Source organism: Amphritea pacifica (genome assembly GCF_016924145.1).
In the GTDB taxonomy this organism is placed as follows: domain Bacteria; phylum Pseudomonadota; class Gammaproteobacteria; order Pseudomonadales; family Balneatricaceae; genus Amphritea; species Amphritea pacifica.
This window is the reverse complement of the sequence record NZ_JAFFZO010000045.1, coordinates 15,091-32,645: the sequence shown is the minus strand read 5'-3', so window position 1 is coordinate 32,645 and position 17,555 is coordinate 15,091. Positions and strand designations below refer to the sequence as shown.

The following is a 17,555-nucleotide window of genomic DNA, read 5'->3' as shown; positions in this document are numbered from 1 at the left end:
TCTCAAATAATCTAAAAATATCCCCTCAACAATGGCGAGAAGGTATTCGGGAATTTGCAGAGCAGCTACTCAGGTCATCGAGTATAGTGTTTTAAATTCGTGGGGATACCACAGGGTCAAAGCCCTTAAACAGTTAGTATAAAACCTATCTGGTAACTGAGAATAGGGAATATCCCTTAGAAACAGTTTCTGCTATTAGGTCCGCTTTAGCGCCGGACGGTTGTCGGGTGGCCTATGGATCTGGAAATTATAGGGCTAGAAACAGAGGTCCAAACGATTTTAGGCAAGTACTAAAAGTTTTTGATAGCTGTCAATTTATGGAAGATCAGGGAGTAATTAAAGGGGTAATTAAAGGGGTCAAAGCCCTTAAGCAGTTAAACTGAGATAGGTGGAACAGGTATGCCGAAGATAACTATTGACGAAATAAAGGGCTTTGACCCTGTGGTAGCTTTCCAGCGATGCCACTGCTGATGAAAATCGCGGGTTAATCTACAAGGCCAGAATGCTGATGAATAAAAATACCCTCTGGGTCGATGGTCGCGAAGTGAATCTGGTGCCGGGTATGAGTGTTAGCGCTGAGGTGAAAACCGGAAAGCGGTATCTGATTGAGTATGTATTGACGCCGTTGCTGAGATATAAGAATGAGAGTATTAGGGAGAGGTGATGTTAATTTCAGGAATCGTATCTTTAATCTTACTATTCATGGCTTTCTATTTTAATAAATCAGCTGCATATAAAATTATATTAGGTTCTTTGTCGTTTTTTTTCTTTGATCAGTATGTGGAATCTTTTTTTGTTGATGATGAAATTAAAAGTTATGGCTGTATTGTTAATGTTGTTACAAACAATAGATCGAGTCGCAGTCTAATTATGGGTAATGAAGGCGATCTGAATAGATATATAATAAATGAGAATAGTATCTTTAGTTATCCGTGGTATGAAAGAAATATAGGAAATTGTTTTGAGTTTTACTACTATGTGAATATATTAGGTAGTAAGAATTTTCTTAGGTTTAAATATTAACGGTAATGGGGACAGATTTATTTAGGAGGATCCGATCAACAGCATCATCAACAGAGTCATTGACTTTTTAGAGTGAGAGTTTGATAGATAGATGAACATGGTTGGTCGAGCACGTTAACTAAGGTATGCATTCCCACGCAGGAGCGTGGGAACGAGTGGCTCTTTCTAGCAAGTCGCGAAGCAACGTCTAACCACTAGCGACTAGCAGGCGCGCAGCGCCGTTCTATGTGTTTACTTCCCCTTCATATCCGGCATGTTCCGCCCGTAGAAGATCTCGTTCATCTCCTGATAGAGACGTTCGGTAATCTCTTCGATTTCACGGCCGGTGAGGTCTGCTGTGGTGGTGCCGAACAGGTAGGTGTTGAGGTCGACATCATTGAGCATCATCTTGGTGTGGAAGATGTTTTCCTGATAGACGTTTACATCAACCAACTGGTACTGATCGCGGATATCCTGACTGATAAAGTTCTGGATCGAGTTGATGTCGTGGTCGATATAATGTTTCACGCCGTTGATATCACGGGTGAAACCGCGTACCCGGTAGTCCACGGTGACGATATCGGAATCCAGTTTATGGATCAGGTAGTTAAGCGCTTTCAACGGCGAGATAATACCGCAGGTGGACACCTCTATATCGGCACGGAAGGTACAGATGCCATCATCGGGGTGGGCTTCCGGGTAGGTGTGCACGCAGATATGGCTTTTATCCAGATGGGCCACCACGGATTCGGGCAGAGGCCCCGGTTTTTCGGTGGTATCAACATTAGCGGAATCTTTGAGTGGCTCTTCGGCGACCAGAATGGTGACGCTGGCTCCCTGCGGGTCGTAATCCTGACGGGCCACGTTGAGGACTGTTGCACCGATAATATCGCAGGCTTCTGTGAGGATCTCCGTCAGGCGATCAGCGTTGTACTGCTCATCAATATATTCGATATATTCAGCTTTCTGCTGTTTGGTCTTGGCATAGCAGACATCGTAGATGCAGAAGCTGAGGCTTTTGGTCAGGTTGTTAAAACCCTGCAGTTTGATTTTCCCGTTAGATGGCAACGTCTTAACTCCGGCTAAAAACCAAACGGTTTTTGGTTAACGACAAAAGAAAGGGCGGATTTTAGATGAGAATCCCAGCGGAAAAAAGTAAATTTTCAAATTTCCCCTGTCTTGTTTGCGGTTAATCGTGCTGTTTTAGCCACTTAGCAATGGTTGGCGCCACCTCGGTTTGTGATTTGCTGGAAACAAAGACGCCGATATGTCCCGATGCGACCTCATACTCTTTGTATTCATGACTCTTTGTTAGCCCGTTCAGTGCGCGTGAAGCGGAGGGCGGAACCAGATGGTCTGCGCTGCCAAAGATATTCAGCAGGGGCTGGCTAATCTGCTGCAGATCCGCCGGCCGATCTCCGATGACCACCGTGTTGTTGATAAAGCCATTCTCTTTAAAGAAGGTGGTGAGAAACTGCCGGAACATCTCTCCGGCCTGGTCTGGGCTGTCGTAGATCCATTTTTCCATGCGCAGAAAGTTCAGCGCCGAGTCCGGGTCTTTCAGTTGTCGGGGGATATTAAGGTTTTTTTGTAATCCCAGCCGCATCGGCATCAGTGCGTTGTAGGCGTCGTTAAGCATGGCACCGGGAATGTTGCCATAGGTTTCCACGGCCAGATCAATATCGATCTGTTGTGCCAGATGGCTGAGCATATTATCCGGGGTTTTGAAGTCCACCGGGGTGACCATGGTGATCAGGTTTTTAACTTTATCGGGGTTAAGCGCGGTATAACAGAGACTCAGCGTACCGCCCTGACAGATCCCCAGCAGGTTGAGCTGCTCCTGCCCGGAGTCCTGCAGCACCTGATCAACACAGTTGCTGATATAGCCGTTGATATAGTCATCCATATCCAGATAGCGATCAGCGGCATCCGGGTAACCCCAGTCGATCAGGTAGATATCCAGCCCCAGTTCAAGCAGTCGTTTTACAAATGAGCGTTCCTGGTCGAGATCAACCATGTAGGGGCGGTTTACCAGTGCATAACAGATCAGCAGGGGCGTTTTGCAGCGCTTGCGGCCCGGTGTTTTTTCACTCTGGTAGCGCAGTAGCTGCAGTTTGTCTTCGCGGTAGATGATCTCGTTGGGGGTCTGGCCAACACTGACTTCATCGATCTGTTGCAGGGTGTTAATACTCTGCAATAGCTGTTCGCTGTACTGGCCCAGTTCGGAGACTATTTTTTCCGGATTGAATTTGAATCCACTCATTCAGACTTTCTCCGGTTGCTGCGTGTTGTTGCTTTGTCCCGTTCTGTTTTCATGGATGTGATGAGGGCGCGTAGCTCGTCGATCTCCTGTTGCTGGCGGCGCAGCTGCTTGCGTAACTGATGCTGCTGACGGATAGTGCTGTCCAGCTCTTCACGGGTGACCAGACCAAACTCTTTCAGCTTTATATCGCGGCTATGGAAGGCGAGCTTGCGTACCCGGTTAAGGCTGTTGCTGATGCGGCCATGACAGGCCTGATACTGGTCTGTGAAAACGGTATCCCGGTAGGCTTTTTCGTAGCACTCGACCCAGAGGTTCTGGAGTGCTTTAACACTATCGATCTCGGTGTTCTGTTGCTCCAGCAGTTGCTTAAGATCCTCGCCGGTGCGATTGAATATTTGGTCGTACTGCTTGAGGTAGTCGGTCAGCGAATCCTGATAATCGATCATCGCCTGGGCAAGTGAGCGCAGCTGTGCCGGACTGTATGGGCCGTTGCCGATCTCCGGGGATCTGGCCAGTTGTTCCAGTAGCTCGCGAAAGGGGGCCCGGGAGAGCGTTTCAGGGGCAAACGCGGCGTTTTTCATCAGAGAGGCAAAGGGTTCCGGCAGGTTCCATTGGCGACTGAGCAGATCGTTGCACTGATGCTGCATATAACGTTGCATCTCTTCGACCAGTTGATCGGTGCTGAGTGCACCGCCGAGCTTATCACGAAGCGATTCAGCAAATAGACTGAACTGGGCGGACTGGGCTTTGACCAGATTCAGCAGATCTGCCTGTTGGTCGCTGAAATCACTTTGGGCGCCGCCGTGAAAACTGTTGAGAAACTGCTGCCACTGTTGTGGTGGCTGAGACGTAAGTTGTTCCGCCATCTCCTGCCAGCGTTGCAGTTGTTCCTGTAGCCAGTTGTCAGTGCCGTTACCAGCGCTTTGAGTCATTATCAGCCCCTGAAGGTTTTCTGTCTGAACATATTAATGAAGCCGATGAAGATTATGAACCCTTTTCTGCAGCCTGTTCCAAAAGGTGTATAAAGTGGCGGGCTGCATTGCTGAGGGTGCGTTCTTTATGGGTGATATATCCCAGCTCCCGGGTTACCGGTGGGAGATCAACCCTGAGCACGCTGAGACTGTTTTCGGTCATGGTTTCGGGCAGTAGTGACCAGCCCAGTCCAATCTCAACCATCATTCTGATGGTATCCAGGTAGTTAGTGGACATGGTGGTATCCGGTTGTAGTCCCAGCTGTGAGAACTGCAGTTGAGCCAGCTGGCGGGTAAACGTGGCACTGCCGGAGAGAATGGCGGGGTAATCGCACAGCTGTTCCAGGGTGACCTGTTGCCGGGCTGCCAGAGGGTGGTCGGTGGCCACCACATAGTTGAGTTTGTCGCGCCAGATAGCCCGGGAATGGATGTTGGGGTCCGGGTGCGGTGCCAGGGTGATCAGGGCGATCTCGATATTCCCTTTAAGAACATTATCGTAGGCGATCTCAGACTCATCGAAACGCAGGTCCAGTTTTACCTCGGGAAACGCGTGTATATATTGTCGCAATACCGGTGGCAGGCGGTGCAGACTGATATGGTGGCTGGCTGCCACGGTGAGTGTGCCGCTGACTTCGCCGCTAAGGTTGCTCAGGGAGCGACGGGCGTCATCCAGCTCTAATAAAATCCGCTGGGCTCTGGGAAGGAGCTCTCTGCCTGCTTCTGTCAGCCCAACGGTTCGGCCGATACGGTCGAACAGCCGGCTGTTGAGCTGCTGTTCCAGTATCAGAATCCGCTTACTCATCGCTGACTGTGTCAGGAAGAGTTTCTCTGCCGCCCGGGAAAAAGAGCCGGTCTCCGCCACCGCAACAAAGGCCTGAAGTGAGTTGGTATCCATCTGATCTGTCCTGAATTGATGCTGTTAGTCTATTCATTCCTATGTGGAATGCAAAGCATAAAAAATATGAATTTGTTTTCTGGTAACCCGTGCACTAGGATTGCTGCATATAAAAAAGCTGGCAGGCAGAGCCGCCGGTGATAACGGCGCAGTGAGGTGAGTTCCGATGGCTGGAAAAACGTTATACGACAAACTGTTTGATTCGCATCTGGTGCGAACCAATGATGATGGTAGTTCGCTGATCTATATCGATCGTCAGGTATTGCATGAGGTGACTTCGCCGCAGGCATTTGAAGGGCTGCGGCTGGCGGGGCGTAAGCCATGGCGGATCGATGCCAATATCGCCACGCCGGATCACAACGTGCCGACCACTGAACGTTCCGGTGGTGTCGATCTGATTGTCGATCCGGTCTCCAGAATTCAGGTGAAAACCCTGGATGCCAACTGTGATGAGTTTGGCATCCTCGAATTTAAGATGAACGATCATCGTCAGGGGATCGTACATGTGATGGCGCCGGAGCAGGGCGCGATTCTGCCGGGTAGCACCGCAGTGTGTGGTGATTCCCATACCGCCACGCTGGGCGCGCTGGGGGCACTGGCCCACGGTATCGGTACCTCTGAGGTGGAGCATGTGCTGGCCACCCAGTGTCTGATCACCAAGAAGATGCAGAATATGCTGGTGCGCGTGGATGGCGAGTTGGGTGTCGGTGTGACGCCTAAAGATGTCGTTCTGCATGTGATCGGTGTTATCGGCACCGCTGGTGGTACAGGCTACGCTATTGAGTTTGGCGGCGATGTGTTCCGCAATATGTCGATGGAGGGGCGGATGACCGTCTGTAATATGGCGATCGAAGCCGGTGCCCGGGTGGGGCTGGTGGCGATTGATCAGACCACGATCGATTACTTTGACGGGCGCCCCTTTGCTCCGAAAGGGGAGCAGTGGGAGGCAGCGGTTTCGCAATGGCGCGATCTGGTGTCAGATGCCGATGCTGAGTTTGATGCGGTCGTTGAGATCCATGCGGCGGATATCGAACCACAAGTAACCTGGGGGACTTCCCCTGAGATGGTGGTGGGCGTGTCCGGGCAGGTACCTAATCCGGATAATGAGAAAGATCCGGTTAAGGTGGATGGTATCAACCGTGCGCTGAAATATATGGGGCTGCAGGCCGATCAGAAAATTACCGATATCAAACTGGATCGGGTATTTATCGGCTCCTGTACCAACTCACGCATTGAAGATCTGCGCGATGCCGCCAAAGTGGTTAAAGGGCGTAAAGTGGCTGATAACATTATGCAGGCGCTGGTGGTGCCGGGGTCCGGTCTGGTTAAAGCGCAGGCTGAAGCGGAAGGGCTGGATAAGATCTTTATGGAAGCGGGCCTTGAGTGGCGCGAACCGGGCTGCTCTATGTGTCTGGCGATGAACCCCGATAAGCTGGGCAATGGTGAGCACTGTGCATCAACGTCCAACCGTAACTTCGAGGGCCGTCAGGGCTTCGGTGGCCGCACCCATCTGGTGAGCCCGGCGATGGCAGCAGCCGCTGCGGTGACAGGTCACTTTATCGATGTACGTGAGTTGATTTAATAAGGTATCGGGAGAGCGAGATGAATAAGTTTGTACTGCACACAGGTATCGCTGCACCGCTGGATCGGGCTAATGTCGATACCGATATGATTATTCCCAAACAGTTTCTGAAGTCGATTAAGCGTTCCGGCTTTGGTAAAAACCTGTTTGATGAGCTGCGTTATCTGGATGAAGGTCAGCCGGACCAGTCCTGTGAAGGGCGTCCGCTGAATCCGGAGTTTGTCCTGAATCAGCCCCGTTATCAGGGTGCCAGTATTCTGTTAGCCCGGGAAAACTTTGGTTGTGGCTCCAGCCGGGAGCATGCGCCCTGGGCGCTGGATGATTATGGTTTCCGTTGTGTAATCGCCCCCAGTTTTGCTGAGATCTTCTACAATAACTGTTTTAAGAATGGCTTGCTGCCCATTGTGCTGCATGACGAGAAGGTTGATCAGCTGTTTAAAGAGAGTGCTGCGACTGACGGTTATCAGTTGAGTATTGATCTGGAACGGCAGTTGGTGATCACCCCTTCCGGGGAGGAGATGGCCTTTAGTATTGATGGCTTCCGTAAACACTGTTTGCTGAATGGTCTGGATGATATCGGTCTGACGCTGCAACACAGTGATGATATTCGTGCTTATGAAGAGAAGCGCCGTCAGCAGGCTCCCTGGTTGTTTGATGCGATAAAGTAAGCCGGTATAAGCACGCCTGTATAAGTAAGCATCAATAAATAAGCTCTAAGTGTATTGCAGGCGGCAGAGCAGGCTCTGCCGCCAGGATTAAGGAAACAGAATAATGTCTAAAAATGTACTGATTTTACCGGGTGACGGTATTGGTCCAGAGATCGTCGCTCAGGCGCGTCGTGTTCTCGAACTGGTTAACCAGCAGGATAGTCTGGATCTGCAACTGTCTGAAGCGCTGGTCGGTGGTGCGGCCATCGATGCTGATGGTGTGCCGCTGCCAGAAGCAACACTGGAAGCTGCCCGCGCAGCTGATGCGATCCTTCTGGGGGCTGTGGGTGGACCAAAATGGGATACCAACCCTGATTTCCAGATCCGTCCTGAAAAAGGTCTGCTGGGTATCCGCTCCAGCCTTGGGCTGTTTGGTAACCTGCGGCCGGCGATTCTCTATCCGCAACTGGCTCATGCTTCAACGCTGAAGCCTGAGGTGGTTTCTGGTCTGGATATTCTGATTGTGCGTGAACTGACCGGCGGTATCTACTTTGGTCAGCCTCGTGGCGTGCGCCTGAAAGAGGGTAATGTCCGTGAGGGTTATAACACCTACGTGTACGATGAGAATGAGATCCGTCGTATCGGTCGTGTGGCATTTGAAGCCGCCCGTGCCCGTGATAAGCGTCTGTGCTCTGTCGATAAAGCGAACGTACTGGAAGTGACCGTGCTGTGGCGTGAAATCATGGAGGAGCTGTCTAAAGAGTATCCGGATGTCGAGCTGAGCCATATGTATGTCGATAACGCGGCGATGCAACTGGTGCGGGCACCAAAGCAGTTTGACGTTATGGTCACCGGTAATATGTTCGGCGATATTCTGTCTGACGCGGCGGCGATGCTGACCGGATCGATCGGTATGCTGCCCTCTGCATCTCTGGATGTTGATGGTAAGGGTATGTATGAGCCATGCCACGGTTCTGCGCCGGATATCGCCGGGCAGGATCTGGCTAACCCGCTGGCAACGATTCTGTCGGTGGCGATGATGCTGCGCTATTCGCTGAACGCTGGTGCAACAGCCGATCGTATTGAGGCGGCTGTGAGCCAGGTGCTGGATCAGAATCTGCGTACCGGGGATATCTGGTCTGAAGGGATGCAAAAGGTATCCACCACTGAGATGGGTGATGCGGTTATTGCGGCTTTGCAGGCGTAAAACAGCTTTCTTGAACTCAGGCTGGTTATAAAATGCTCTGATTTCGATAGTCTATATGACTAAAATATTGCATAATTAAAGGGTTTCGGAGCGTCCGGAATCATAACAGGCTGCTGCAGAATCTTGTGGCAGCTTTGTTGTTTTTATTCTCAGGAATCTGTTAACAGGTTCGAATAGTTTTGGTGGAACAGATGAAGCGTGTAGGTTTTGTTGGTTGGCGCGGAATGGTTGGTTCCGTGCTGATGCAGCGCATGATGGAAGAGGGTGATTTCGAACACATCGAAGAGCCGGTCTTTTTTACAACGTCCCAGGCGGGTCAGCCAGGTCCGGCTATTGGTAAAGATATTCCGGCACTGAAAGATGCAACATCCATTGAAGAGTTGAAACAGATGGATGCCATTATCTCCTGTCAGGGCGGTGACTACACGAAACAGGTTTACGGTGCGCTGCGCGCAGCGGGTTGGGATGGCTACTGGATCGATGCCGCATCTTCCCTGCGAATGGAAGATGATGCCATTATCGTGCTTGATCCGGTCAACATGAATGTCATTAAAGACGGCCTGGCAAACGGTGTTAAAACCTATGTTGGCGGTAATTGTACCGTGTCCCTGATGCTGATGGGGCTGGGTGGTCTGTTCAATGCGGGTCTGATCGAGTGGATGACCTCCATGACCTATCAGGCTGCGTCCGGTGGTGGTGCGCGTCATATGCGTGAACTGATCTCCCAGATGGGGATCATCAAAGATTCTGTCGCGGCTGATCTGGCCAGCCCGGCCAGTGCGATTCTGGATATCGACCGTCAGGTTGCCGAAACCATTCGTTCGTCAGCGATGCCAACCGATAATTTCGGTGTTCCGCTGGCCGGTTCCCTGATTCCCTGGATCGACACCCGCCTGGATAATGGTCAGAGCCGTGAAGAGTGGAAGGCCTATGCTGAGACCAACAAGATTCTGGGGCTGAGTGACAACCCGGTACCGATCGACGGCACCTGTGTGCGTATCGGTGCGATGCGTTGCCACAGTCAGGCATTTACCATTAAGCTGAAGCAGAATGTGCCGATGGATGAGATTGAGTCCATGATCGCAGAAGCGAACGACTGGGTGAGTGTGGTGCCGAACGAGCGCGATATAACTGCCCGTGATCTGACACCAGCCAAGGTGACCGGTACTCTGGGTGTACCTGTGGGTCGTCTGCGTAAGATGAACCTGGGTGATGAGTTCCTGAATGCATTCAGTGTCGGTGATCAGTTGCTCTGGGGAGCAGCAGAGCCGTTGCGGCGTATGCTGCGGATCCTGTTGCAGGGCTGATGACTGGAATAAACGATATAACCGGCTGAAAAGGCCGGTTTTTTTGTATCTGACGGAGTGATTCAGGTCAACAAAACCGAAATAAAACGTTTCGGGCGGCACTGCAATCGACAGTCACCAACTTAGGTAGTGGAATTACGATTCTGTTGTCAGTTTGTGTATATGCTGAGGAGATATTCAGGATTGCTCTTCAACTAATTGAAATATATAGATTTACTGTTTTTTTCTGAGAGTTGTTTTTTGTTCGGGGTGGTGAGCTTTTTACTCAGAACGGTTTTAAATACTGAAGTTTAGCTGTTTATGGCCGATCAGGGTTGTTGATTAAACATGGGTTTTAATGAATACTTTGGCCATTAAAACTGGATACGTAACTTTCTGAATATTGACGATTTTTGTTGGATTCAGGACCCGGGGAAATTAAGGAAGCGAAAATATGCTGCGCAAATTAGCCCTAAGTTTGGCAATTGCAGGTGCACTAGGAACCTCAAATGCAAATGCGCTTGGTCTCGGTGAAATCAGAATAACATCAGCGTTAAATGAACCCCTGCAGGCAGAGATACAGCTGTTGCAGATGCGCTCCGTTGATCCGCAACAGATACAACCCAGAATGGCCAATGTTGATGAGTTTGCTCTGGCCGGTATAGAGAAGTTGCGTTTCCTCTCCGATGTTAAATTTGAGGTGAAACCGGGCTCTGCTGGTCGGGGAACTATTATTCTCACCTCATCAGCGCCGGTGAAAGAACCTTTTCTCAACTTTCTGGTAGAGGTTAACTGGCCCAGCGGTCGTCTGGTGCGTGAATATACTGTACTGCTTGATCCGCCGGTCTACGATCCAACCCCGGCTCCTACGGCCGTACAGCCAGCACGTTCCTCGGCTGCCAGCGCTCCCGCGCCAGTTGCTGTAAAGCCGATGGCGCCACAGCAGCCGGTGAATAATATCCGCACCCGTATGACCGATGGCCAGGTGTATGTGGATGTGAATGACACATTGTGGGATATCGCCAAAAAGCATAAGCCCAGCAACTCCGTATCTGAAGCACAGATGATGCTGGCGTTACAGCGTAAAAACCCGGATGCCTTTCGCAATAACAACGTTAACCAGCTGAAAGCCGGTGTTGTTATGGACCTTCCTTCGCTGGAAGAGGTTCAGGCGCTGAATCAGAAACAGGCGAATGAAGAGTTCTGGCGTCAGACGCAGATGTGGAAGCAGGGGATCACCCCGGCTGCCCAGCCGAAGAATATGGATAGCACTGATGGTGCAGATAAGGCAGCTGCATCCGGAAAAAAGGGTGAGGAGGTTGCAGCCAGGTCGGCCCAGGGGCAACTGAAGATTGTCTCACCTGATACCCAGGCTGACACTAATACGGTATCAGATCAGGCGGCCGACACCGATTTGAGCCAGGCTGATGCTGCGCTACTGGAAAAAAACAAACAGCTGGAAACCGAGCTGGCGTCAGCATTGGAAAGTGTTGATCAGATTCAGCGCGAAAATGATGAGTTGACCGGCCGTGTGGATGCGCTTGCGCAGCAGATGGAAAGCCTGCAACGGTTGCTGGAGCTGAAAGATCAGCAGTTGGCTGATCTTCAGGCGGAGCTTGAGTCCGCGAAGAAGCAGCCGGTAGCCAGTCAGGTTGCACCCGCTGCAGATCCTCAGGTGAAGCCTAAAAGTTTGCTGGAGGAGTTTGGGCTTTACATCGGTGCAGCTGGCGGTGCTTTGATTGCTTTCCTGCTGGCACTGCTGTTTATGCGTCGGGGAAATAAAGAGGAATCGTCGGAGTCTGTTGTTCCGGGGCAAGCGATCGCTGCTGAAACCCCAGAGGCTGCTGTCGATGAGGATGCTACTGTAGTTCCCGTGCCAGAGCCGCAGCAGGAGACTGCAGCGGTTGCTGCTGAAGAAGAGGATCTTGATGAGCTTGATCTCGATCTGGATATGGATCTGGAAAAAGTTGGCGAGGCTGATACTGCAGCGGATCTGGATGATCAGGAGTTTGATCTCGGATTTGATGAGGACTTTGGTGAGCCACCAGGACCTGATCCTGTTGAGGCTGACGAAGAGGTTGACGATGCCCTTGACTCTATTCTGGGCGAAGAGAGTGAGTCGTTTGATCTCGATGATCTGACAGACCAGCCAGATGCTGACGATGATCTTGCCGCGCTGGTTGAAGAGCCGGAGGAACCTGAAGCTGATAGCCTTGAAGATCTGTTAGCCGGTGGTGACGACGATATAGCGCCAGAGCCTGAGGAAGATGTTGCTGATCTTGAGTTTGATATCCAGCCGACAGCTGATGTTGCTGAAGAGCCAGAACCGGTTGAAGAGCCGGACGATGATCTGGATCTGGATTTCAATCTTGATGTTGCTGATGATACCGGCTCTGAAGAGGATGAGGCGATCGCACGGATGGCTGAAGAGCCAGTCGAGGATGAGTTTGACGATCTTGACTCTCTGTTAAATGGCGGAGAGAGTGAGGCGGTCGCTGAGGATGAGACTGCTGATTCTGAACTGGATGAACTGCTTGCCGGTGTCGATGAGGCCGATGTCGAAGAGCTGGATGTTGTTGATAGTGATGCCGATCTGGATGATGATCTTCAGGCGCTGCTAGATAGTGCTGAAGATGATGAAATTGTGCTGGATGAGGAAGAGTTTGATGCTCCTCAGGCGGAAGATGATTCAACTCTCAGTCATGACCTGGACGCTGAGCTCGATTCTGAACTTGAGATGCTGCTAAGCGATGCCGGTACAGATGAGCTTAGTCTGGATGTGAGCGAAGAAGCTGAGGATGACTCGTTAGAGGGGCTGAATCTTCTTGAGGGTGCAGATGAGGTTGAGACCAAACTTGATCTGGCACGAGCTTATATCGATATGGAAGATCTGGATGGTGCTAAAGATATCCTCGAAGAGATTCTGCGAGAGGGTAGCGAGGCGCAGCGTGCAGAAGCCAATAGCCTGTTAAGTTCATTAAGCTGATAACCGCGGGCCTGGTGCTTTCTGCATCAGGCCTGATTCGATAAATGTTGAGATAAAATCTGCTATGTCACGGGATAAATCCCAGTCAAAATTTCAGCAAGGGGCGACTTCGGTCGCCCTTTCTTATGATCAGGCCCCGGCGGGGCTGAAGTCAGAATATTCTGAGCAAGCGGGCTCTGATGCTGTGCCTGCTTTAGCTCCCGACTCACCGCAAACCAAGCGCTATGCCCTCTGTGTTGAGTATGCCGGGGCTGCCTACCGCGGCTGGCAAACGCAGAAGGAGAAGGATGTTCCGTCGATTCAGGAAACGGTTGAGCAGGCGCTGTCAACCATAGCTAATGAACCGGTTAAAGTGATCTGTGCGGGGCGCACCGATGCCTGCGTCAGCGGCACTTATCAGATTATCCATTTTGACACCGTTGCTGAGCGTCCCGAGCGGGCATGGGTGATGGGAACCAATACCAAACTCCCGGATGATATTGCTATCCGTTGGGCTAAACGGGTTGATGATAGTTTTCATGCCCGGTTTTCAGCGCTGGAGCGGCGCTATCGCTATCTGATCTATTCGGCGCCTGTAAAGCCGGGATTGTTGAGTCGGGGTGTGACCTGGACCCATAAACAGCTGGACATGTCACGGATGCAGGCGGCGGCACGTTATCTTATCGGGGAGCACGATTTTACCTCCTATCGGGCCATTGGCTGTCAGGCGAAAAGCCCGGTGCGGGAGGTCAGGGTGATGGATATCTACCGTGCAGGTGAGCTGATTGTGATCGATGTGCGGGCCAATGCTTTTCTGCATCACATGATTCGCAATTTTGCCGGGGTGCTGATGAAGATCGGTGCTGGTGAGGCGGAACCTGTATGGGCTCAACAGGTGCTTGACGCTCGCGACCGTACTCAGGGAGGGGTTACCGCTCCACCCTACGGGCTTTATTTTGTCGATGTGAAATATCCCGACCAGTATGAGTTGCCAAAATCACAGCTGGGGCCCTATTTCCTGATGCAAAACGGTTAACCTCAGGGCCTGCTATCTGTTACTATTGGTCTCTTTCTGAATAGTCTGATCCAAGTGATGCGAACCCGCGTAAAAATCTGTGGAATTACCCGGCTGGAAGATGCGCTTGCAGCGGTAGAATCTGGCGCTGATGCGCTGGGTTTTGTCTTCTATGCGCCCAGCCCGAGGTATGTTGAGCCTGCGGTTGCCGAGGCGATTATCAAGCAGCTGCCGCCATTTGTAACGACGGTAGCCCTGTTTGTTAATGCATCGGTTGATCAGGTGCAGACAATCATGGCTCAGACGGGTATCGATCTGCTGCAATTTCATGGTGATGAGTCCCCTGAATACTGTGCTCAGTTCGACCGACCCTATTTTAAAGCCCTGCGGATGTCTCCGGATATTGATGTAGTGGCTGAAACTAAACGCTTTTCACTGGCCCGGGGGATACTGCTGGATGCATACCGTCCCGGTGTTCCTGGTGGCACTGGTGAAGCGTTTGACTGGGAGCGCATCCCATCTGATATCGATAAACCGCTGATTCTGGCGGGTGGACTCGATCAGAGCAATGTCGCGCAGGCTATATGCCAGGTGAAACCCTATGCTGTTGATGTCAGTGGTGGGGTTGAAGCGGCTAAAGGCCTGAAAGACTGTGAAAAAATAACATCCTTTATGAATGAGGTAGCTCGTGCCAACTAAAGAAGATCTCGCGATCGCAAAGCAGATGCCCGATGCAGGTGGTCATTTCGGCCAGTTTGGGGGCCGTTATGTGTCTGAAACCCTGATGGCTGCGCTTCAGCAGTTAGAACAGACCTACGAAAAGCTTTGGCGGGATCCACAGTTTCAGGCGGAGTTTGATCACGATCTTGCCCACTATGTAGGCCGGCCATCACCGTTGTACCACGCGGAACGTCTTTCCCGTGAGCTGGGCGGTGCGCAGATCTACCTGAAACGTGAAGACCTGAACCATACCGGTGCGCACAAGGTGAATAACACCATTGGGCAGGCTCTGTTAGCTAAGTTTACCGGTAAGCCCCGGGTGAGTGCAGAAACCGGTGCAGGACAGCACGGTGTTGCGACGGCAACGGTTGCTGCCCGGCTGGGGCTTGAATGTACAGTGTATATGGGCGAAGAGGATATTCGCCGACAGGCACTGAACGTTTACCGGATGAAACTACTGGGGGCTGAAGTTGTCTCTGTTACGTCCGGTACCCGCACACTGAAGGATGCGATGAACGAAGCGATGCGGGACTGGGTAACCAATGTCGATAATACCTTTTACATTATCGGTACCGCTGCCGGTCCGCACCCGTATCCAAAGCTGGTACGCGACTTTCAGTCCATTATTGGTCGTGAGGCCCGGCAGCAGTGTCTGGCACAGACAGGTAAACTTCCGGATGCACTGGTTGCCTGTGTGGGGGGTGGTTCTAATGCCATCGGTCTGTTTCATCCGTTCATCGAAGATGCGGATGTGCGCATGATCGGTGTGGAAGCGGGGGGGTATGGGATCGAAACCGGTCAGCATGCGGCACCGTTGAGCTCCCATTGCCGACCGGGTGTACTGCATGGTAACCGTACCTGTCTGATGTCGGATGAGGGCGGTCAGGTTATTGGCACTCACTCTGTTTCAGCCGGTCTGGACTATCCTGGCGTAGGGCCTGAACATTCTTATCTGCAAGAGATTGGCAGGGCAGAGTATACGGCTGTTAACGATGATGAAGCATTGCATGCATTCCGTCATCTGACCCTGACCGAGGGCATTATGCCGGCACTGGAATCCAGTCACGCTGTGGCTGAGGCGATGAAAATGGCGCCAACGATGGGCAAGGATCAGATTATTCTGGTTAACCTGTCAGGACGGGGCGACAAGGATATCCATACCGTTGCAGAAATTGACGGTATTAACTTTTAAGCCCTGACTGAGTGAAGATTAAGATGAGTCGTATTACTGAGTGTTTTAATAATCTGAAAAGCCAGGGCCGCAAAGCGCTGATCCCTTATGTGACAGCGGGTGACCCTGAACCTAAAGTAACCCTGCCGCTAATGCATGCACTGGTTGAATCCGGTGCCGACATTATTGAACTGGGGATTCCTTTCTCTGATCCGATGGCTGATGGCCCGGTTATTCAGTTGGCCTGTGAGCGTGCCTTACTGCATGGTACACGTCTGGTCGATGTGCTGGATATGGTCGCTGAGTTCCGTAAAACCAATCAGACCACGCCGGTGGTGTTGATGGGCTATCTTAACCCGATTGAGGTGATGGGCTACTCTGCGTTTGCAGATAAGGCCAAAGCGGTCGGCCTGGATGGTATTCTGACGGTTGATCTTCCGCCTGAGGAGGCGGGAGAGTTTAATCAACTGATGAAGGCGTCTGATATTGACGTGATCTATCTGCTGGCGCCAACCACAGAGGAGGCACGGATTAAGCAGATCTGTGCAGCAGGTAGTGGTTATGTCTACTATGTATCGGTTAAAGGGGTGACCGGTTCGGCGTCACTGAATGTTGCTGAAGTCGCTGACAAACTGGAGATCATTCGCCGACATACCGATATGCCGGTTGGTGTGGGTTTCGGTATCCGTGATGATGCCTCAGCCCGGGCAATTTCGGAAGTCGCTGATGGTGTTATCGTCGGTAGCGTACTGGTTAATAAGATTGCTGAACTGGCAGGCAATCAGGAACAGATCCCTGAGGCAGTTGCAGCGATTACTGCAAGTATGCGTCAGGCAATGGATAAATAAGGGCTGCCACAGGCAGCAGCTGGAGTAATAATGAGTAACTGGCTGGATAAAATCGTTCCCTCTCTGGTTCGTTCCGAGAAGAAGCGAACCAATATTCCTGAAGGGCTTTGGAAAAAGTGTCCGAAGTGCGAGTCCGTTCTGTATCGTCCGGAGCTGGAAAAAAACCTGAATGTCTGTCCTAAGTGTGATCATCACATGCGGCTGACTGCACGGGTGCGTCTGAACGCTTTTCTTGATGAGGGCACAACCCGTGAGATCGGCGCTGAAGTAGAGCCGGTCGATCATCTTAAGTTCCGGGATACCAAGAAATATAAAGATCGTCTGGTGGCTGCGCAGAAAGAAACCGGCGAGAAAGATGCACTGATCGCTATGCGCGGTGAGGTCAAGGGTCTTCCTGTGGTTGCAGTCGCCTATGAGTTTAAATTTATGGGTGGCTCAATGGGCGCGGTTGTTGGTGAGCGTTTTGTGCGCGCGGCTAACATTGCCCTGGAAGAGGGGATCCCGATGATCTGCTTCTCCGCCAGTGGTGGTGCCCGGATGCAGGAAGCTCTGTTTTCCCTGATGCAGATGGCTAAAACCAGTGCCGCACTGGAACGGCTGAAGCAGGCAGGTGTGCCTTATATTTCAGTACTGACCGATCCGGTTTATGGTGGGGTTTCAGCCTCGCTGGCGATGCTGGGTGATCTGAATGTGGGTGAGCCGGGAGCTCTGGTTGGCTTCGCCGGACCACGGGTTATCGAGCAGACCGTACGTGAAAAACTGCCAGAAGGGTTTCAGCGCAGTGAGTTTTTGCTGGAACATGGGCAGATCGATATGATCATATCCCGGGGCCAGTTGCGCGAACGTCTCTCCTCTGTGCTGCGGATGATGCAGGGATTGCCTGCTGTATCTCAGCCTGAGTCTGATACGGTTGCCGCTTCCGTCTGATCACAACGCTACGATAAGGCCGCTGCAGTTACTCTGGCGGCCTTTTTATTGTCTGG

15 protein-coding genes are annotated in these 17,555 nt (G+C 51.6%); 11 read left to right on the top strand and 4 right to left on the bottom strand.

All coding sequences use genetic code 11. The features are described 5' to 3' along the window. Positions 1–508 precede the first annotated feature (508 nt). Positions 509–664 (top strand): hypothetical protein, encoded by a 156-nt coding sequence (locus tag JW499_RS19855; RefSeq protein ID WP_205212218.1) that lies wholly within the window; start codon positions 509–511, stop codon positions 662–664. Between the two features lie 590 nt (positions 665–1,254). On the opposite strand, the gene speD is transcribed toward JW499_RS19855, so the two are convergent. The 4 genes from speD to JW499_RS19835 all read right to left on the bottom strand — a co-directional run bounded on the left by speD (position 1,255) and on the right by JW499_RS19835 (position 5,131). After that, positions 1,255–2,070, bottom strand: a complete 816-nt coding sequence (gene speD, locus JW499_RS19850) for an adenosylmethionine decarboxylase (protein WP_205212217.1) — start codon at positions 2,068–2,070, stop codon at positions 1,255–1,257. Between the two features lie 121 nt (positions 2,071–2,191). Then, entirely contained in the window at positions 2,192–3,265 is a 1,074-nt protein-coding gene (gene phaC, locus JW499_RS19845; RefSeq protein WP_205212216.1) for a class III poly(R)-hydroxyalkanoic acid synthase subunit PhaC, read from the bottom strand. Beyond that, positions 3,262–4,197 carry a poly(R)-hydroxyalkanoic acid synthase subunit PhaE gene (locus JW499_RS19840; RefSeq protein ID WP_205212215.1) on the bottom strand — a complete coding sequence of 312 codons (936 nt, stop codon included), beginning with the start codon at positions 4,195–4,197 and terminating at the stop codon, positions 3,262–3,264. The genes phaC and JW499_RS19840 overlap by 4 nt, the downstream gene beginning before the upstream one ends. Before the next feature lie 52 nt (positions 4,198–4,249). Continuing rightward, positions 4,250–5,131 carry a LysR family transcriptional regulator gene (locus JW499_RS19835; RefSeq protein ID WP_205212214.1) on the bottom strand — a complete coding sequence of 294 codons (882 nt, stop codon included), beginning with the start codon at positions 5,129–5,131 and terminating at the stop codon, positions 4,250–4,252. Between the two features lie 166 nt (positions 5,132–5,297). Here JW499_RS19835 and leuC point away from each other — a divergent pair, with 166 nt between their 5' ends. From leuC to accD, 10 genes are all read left to right on the top strand, one after another. After that, positions 5,298–6,713, top strand: coding sequence for a 3-isopropylmalate dehydratase large subunit (leuC, locus tag JW499_RS19830; RefSeq protein WP_205212213.1), 1,416 nt, complete (start codon positions 5,298–5,300; stop codon positions 6,711–6,713). A gap of 20 nt (positions 6,714–6,733) precedes the next feature. Beyond that, complete coding sequence (gene leuD, locus JW499_RS19825; RefSeq protein ID WP_205212212.1) at positions 6,734–7,381, top strand: 3-isopropylmalate dehydratase small subunit; 648 nt, start codon at positions 6,734–6,736, stop codon at positions 7,379–7,381. Between the two features lie 103 nt (positions 7,382–7,484). Continuing rightward, on the top strand, positions 7,485–8,567 hold the full coding sequence (gene leuB / locus JW499_RS19820; protein ID WP_205212211.1) for a 3-isopropylmalate dehydrogenase: 1,083 nt from the start codon (positions 7,485–7,487) through the stop codon (positions 8,565–8,567). 191 nt (positions 8,568–8,758) lie between these two features. Beyond that, entirely contained in the window at positions 8,759–9,874 is a 1,116-nt protein-coding gene (asd, locus tag JW499_RS19815; RefSeq protein WP_205212210.1) for an aspartate-semialdehyde dehydrogenase, read from the top strand. A 433-nt stretch (positions 9,875–10,307) separates the two neighbouring features. After that, positions 10,308–12,839 (top strand): FimV/HubP family polar landmark protein, encoded by a 2,532-nt coding sequence (locus JW499_RS19810; RefSeq protein WP_205212209.1) that lies wholly within the window; start codon positions 10,308–10,310, stop codon positions 12,837–12,839. 64 nt (positions 12,840–12,903) lie between these two features. Beyond that, a complete protein-coding gene (gene truA, locus JW499_RS19805) occupies positions 12,904–13,854 on the top strand; it encodes a tRNA pseudouridine(38-40) synthase TruA (protein WP_205212208.1) in 951 nt (316 codons plus the stop codon). A gap of 57 nt (positions 13,855–13,911) precedes the next feature. Continuing rightward, positions 13,912–14,532 (top strand): phosphoribosylanthranilate isomerase, encoded by a 621-nt coding sequence (locus JW499_RS19800; RefSeq protein ID WP_232846539.1) that lies wholly within the window; start codon positions 13,912–13,914, stop codon positions 14,530–14,532. A gap of 25 nt (positions 14,533–14,557) precedes the next feature. Further along, the gene (gene trpB, locus JW499_RS19795) at positions 14,558–15,745 is read left to right on the top strand and encodes a tryptophan synthase subunit beta (protein WP_205212220.1); all 1,188 of its coding nucleotides are present in this window, start codon (positions 14,558–14,560) and stop codon (positions 15,743–15,745) included. Positions 15,746–15,768: 23 nt separating this feature from the next. Continuing rightward, a complete protein-coding gene (trpA, locus tag JW499_RS19790; RefSeq protein ID WP_205212206.1) occupies positions 15,769–16,572 on the top strand; it encodes a tryptophan synthase subunit alpha in 804 nt (267 codons plus the stop codon). A 30-nt stretch (positions 16,573–16,602) separates the two neighbouring features. Beyond that, complete coding sequence (gene accD, locus JW499_RS19785; RefSeq protein WP_205212205.1) at positions 16,603–17,499, top strand: acetyl-CoA carboxylase, carboxyltransferase subunit beta; 897 nt, start codon at positions 16,603–16,605, stop codon at positions 17,497–17,499. Positions 17,500–17,555: the final 56 nt, after the last annotated feature.